This is a genomic window from Actinomadura logoneensis (assembly GCF_003428695.1).
In the GTDB taxonomy this organism is placed as follows: Bacteria; Actinomycetota; Actinomycetes; order Streptosporangiales; family Streptosporangiaceae; genus Spirillospora; species Spirillospora logoneensis.
In genome coordinates this window covers 1-3,245 of the sequence record NZ_QURH01000718.1, presented here as the reverse complement: position 1 = coordinate 3,245, position 3,245 = coordinate 1, and the positions used below count along the sequence as shown (strand labels likewise).

Annotated in this window: 3 protein-coding genes and 1 pseudogene; 1 reads left to right on the top strand and 3 read right to left on the bottom strand. The window is 74.6% G+C overall.

Features of this window, described 5'->3' with window-relative positions:
* Window positions 1-223, top strand: a pseudogene (locus tag DZF91_RS40395) (phosphoribosyltransferase); the annotation flags it as partial.
* Window positions 224-472: 249 nt separating this feature from the next.
* Here the strand turns inward: DZF91_RS40395 and DZF91_RS26155 are convergent.
* The 3 genes from DZF91_RS26155 to DZF91_RS26145 all read right to left on the bottom strand — a co-directional run.
* On the bottom strand, window positions 473-769 hold the full coding sequence (locus DZF91_RS26155; RefSeq protein ID WP_081640018.1) for a WhiB family transcriptional regulator: 297 nt from the start codon (window positions 767-769) through the stop codon (window positions 473-475).
* 190 nt (window positions 770-959) lie between these two features.
* A complete protein-coding gene (locus DZF91_RS26150; RefSeq protein ID WP_117359847.1) occupies window positions 960-1,868 on the bottom strand; it encodes a sucrase ferredoxin in 909 nt (302 codons plus the stop codon).
* Window positions 1,869-2,088: 220 nt separating this feature from the next.
* The coding region (locus DZF91_RS26145; protein ID WP_117359846.1) for a glycerol-3-phosphate dehydrogenase/oxidase at window positions 2,089-3,245 on the bottom strand (1,157 nt) is incomplete at its 5' end.

The window sequence follows — 3,245 nt, the reverse complement described above, 5'->3', positions numbered from 1 at the left end:
GCTGGCGGCCGTGCGGCCCCGGCGGCCGGCCCGGCTGGTGCTGGCGGTGCCGGTGGGCGCCGCCGCGACGGTCCGGGATCTGGCCGGCGACGCCGACGACGTGGTGGCCCTCGCCACACCCCCGCTGTTCCACGCGGTCGGCGAGTGGTACGTGGATTTCGAACAGGTGGCCGACGCCGATGTCGTCCTGTTGCTGGAACGCGCCGGAACCACCCGCCGGTAGGGCCGAGCGGATCATGGACATGGCCCGGCGGTACTAGTCGGAAAATGGTCCTGTGCGTTTTCTGAATTGGCCGCGCGGCGCCGTTCCGATGCGGTACCGGGAATGAATTGGAGCGGACACGCGAACGGCCCCGCCGGAGCGGGGCCGTTGACGTTTTTCAGGTGCGTGCCGGGGGCTTGCCGTCGGCGACCTTCGGGCCGTGCCGTTCATGGCCGGGCCGTCGGGAAGGGGCAAGGGCCTTGAAGCCTGCTAGGCGGCGTTGGCGCGACGCATGCGGCGGCGCCGCTCGGAGGCGCGCTCGTCCTCGTTGAGGCCGCCCCAGGTGCCGTACTTCTCGGGCCGGGAGACCGCGTAGTCCAGGCACTCGCTGCGGACCGGGCAGCCCATGCAGATCTGCTTGGCCTTACGCTCCCGGATCTCGCGCTCGGGCTGGCGCTCGCCGTCCGGGCCGAAGAAGAGCACGAGGTCTTCCCCCCGGCACGCCGCGGCGTCCTGCCAGCCCCACGAGGGACGAGGGAGGTTTGCCTGCCGACGTACCTGAGCCATGGAACACCCACCTTGGTTGGTTTTACTGAGCAATTTCGGGACATGGACGCTCGACGTGCTTCAGGCTCTAACGTCCGAAGCGCCGAATGGTCCAACGTCTGGAGTTGCCGCTCTTGTTCCCCGCCCGGTTCACCGGGTCCATGGGGACGAGACGGCGGGAGACCCTCAAAATAATGGGGCCTCGGTGAGATTACACGAGGGCCGCCTCGTTGAGAAGGGTGAGGTCGGTAACAAGGTGGGTCTGGAGCTTCTCTTGGCACTCCGGACCGCATCCTCCGGACTCTTCGGTCCGTTCCACGACCACTCGGTAACGGTTCCCTCCGGCGGACACCACCGCCTCGTAGGGGGACGCCCCCGAGAGCCTCTCGACGGTCACACCCGTCACATCCAGAACGCCGGTCAGCGCCCGCACCGCGTGCTCGGCGGCCTGCGCCGCCTCGGGCTGTCCGGCCCGTCCGCGCAGCCGGTCGAGCACGACCGCGCCGTTCAGATACGCGGCGGCGGCGTCCTCGGCCTCGGCCGGACCGAGGTTCCCGTAGTAGACGCCGTGCGGGAGACAGACGAGGTTCGCCGCATATCGATCACCTCCGACATGGGTCGTCTCCCAGACGAGGTCCTCGAAACGTGCCGTGAGGGATCGGGCCAGCGGCGCTCCGGTCCGCGCGCAGCAGGCGTTCCGGCGTCCGTGCGTGCAGACCAGCAGGACCGGCTCGTGGACGGGCTCGCCCCAGCCGGGGGCCCGTCCGGCGGCGACGGCCGCCAGGTCGAGGGAGTCGAGGCCCGCGTGGTCGTCCAGCTCGCGGGTCTCCAGCCACACGTCCGGGCCCTGCGACCAGCCGACGTACACCCGCAGCGGGGGAGTGGCCCGGCGGCGCCGCCCGGAGCGGCGGATGAGCTGGGGCCGGACCCCGGCGGCCTGCGCCGCCCGGATGGCCCGGGCCGGCGCCGCGGGCTCCTCCAGGTGCTCGATCCGCTCGGGCCAGGGGCCGGGGTGCTCGACGAGCAGCCACGCGCGGGCCTTCGTCGTCGCGCTCGCCAGGCAGGGCCGCTCCCCGGAATGGCTCCCGGGACAGTGCTCGCAGCTGGTCTGGCGCGTCACGCCGAAGCCTCCCGTCACGCTCGGTGGTAATTAGGTTAGGTTAACCTCACAGGCTGCGACCGCGCCATGGCGGGTGACCCACGTCATACCCGTCGCTCGCGCGGTCTCCGCCCGCTCCCGCCTCCCGTTACCCACGAGTCGCCGTCTCATCCGCCTCGTCCGCGCGGCCTCCCGGCGTTCCCGCCTCGGCCGTTCCCCCCTCGCCGCGGACGCCGCGCGGTCAGGCGGCCGGGGTGGCCGGGTCGGCGCCTCCGGGAGGGAACGCCGCCTCCGCCGACGCGAGCGCGGCGGCGCGGTCGGCGGGGACCAGGCCCAGCCGGGTGCGCCGGTCCAGCAGGTCGGACGCGTCGAGGGCGCCCTCGTGCCGGACGGCCCAGGCGAACTCCGCGCGCAGTACGGGCAGCCCCGGCACGACCGGCTCCAGCAGCGACGCGTCCTCGCGGGCGAGCGCCGCCACGAGCGGGGCCTCCGTGCCGTACCGCTGGACGAGGCGGCGCGGCGCGTCCAGGCCGGCGAGCACGTCGGGCCGGGCCGCGCCCACCAGCGGGATGCGCGACGTGCGCGACGGCCCGGCGGTCAGCCGGGTCCGCGCGAGGGCGGCGTCCACGGCGTCCTCGGCCATCCGCCGGTAGGTGGTGAGCTTGCCGCCGACGATCGTGACGACGCCGTCCGGCGAGGTCAGCACGGCGTGCCGGCGGGAGATGTCGGCGGTCGCGCCGTGCGCGTCGTCCAGCAGCGGGCGCAGCCCCGCGAACGCGCCGAGGACGTCGGCGCGCCGGACGGGGAGGTCGAGCGCGGAGTCGAGGATGTCGAGGAGGAAGCCGATCTCGGCGGGCGTCGGCTCCGGGACGTCCGGGACCGGGCCGTCGGCGGGCTCGTCGGTGAGGCCGACGTAGACGCGGCCGTCGCCCTGCGGGATGACCAGCACGAACCGGTTCGCCGCGCCGGGGACCGGGATGTGCAGGCCCGCGCCCGGCCCGCCCAGGGACGCGGCGTCCAGGACCAGGTGCGTCCCGCGCGAGGGACGCAGCCGGACGCCGTCCACCAGGCCGCCCGCCCAGACGCCCGTGGCGTTGATCACGGTGCGGGCGCGGACGGTGAACTCGCGGCCGGTCACCTCGTCCCGGACCTGCGCGCCCGACCCGTCCAGGCTCAGCGCGCGGACGCGGGTGAGGACGCGCGCGCCGTGCGCGGCGGCGGTGCGGGCGATGGCCGTGACGAGCCGCGCGTCGTCGGCGAGCTGGCCGTCCCAGGACAGCAGGCCGCCGCGCAGCCCGTACGAGCGGAGCGCGGGGGCGAGGCGCAGCGTCTCCACCGGCGACAGGCGGCGCGGGCCGGGCAGCAGCGAGCGCGGGGTGCGCGCGCCGAGCCGCAGGG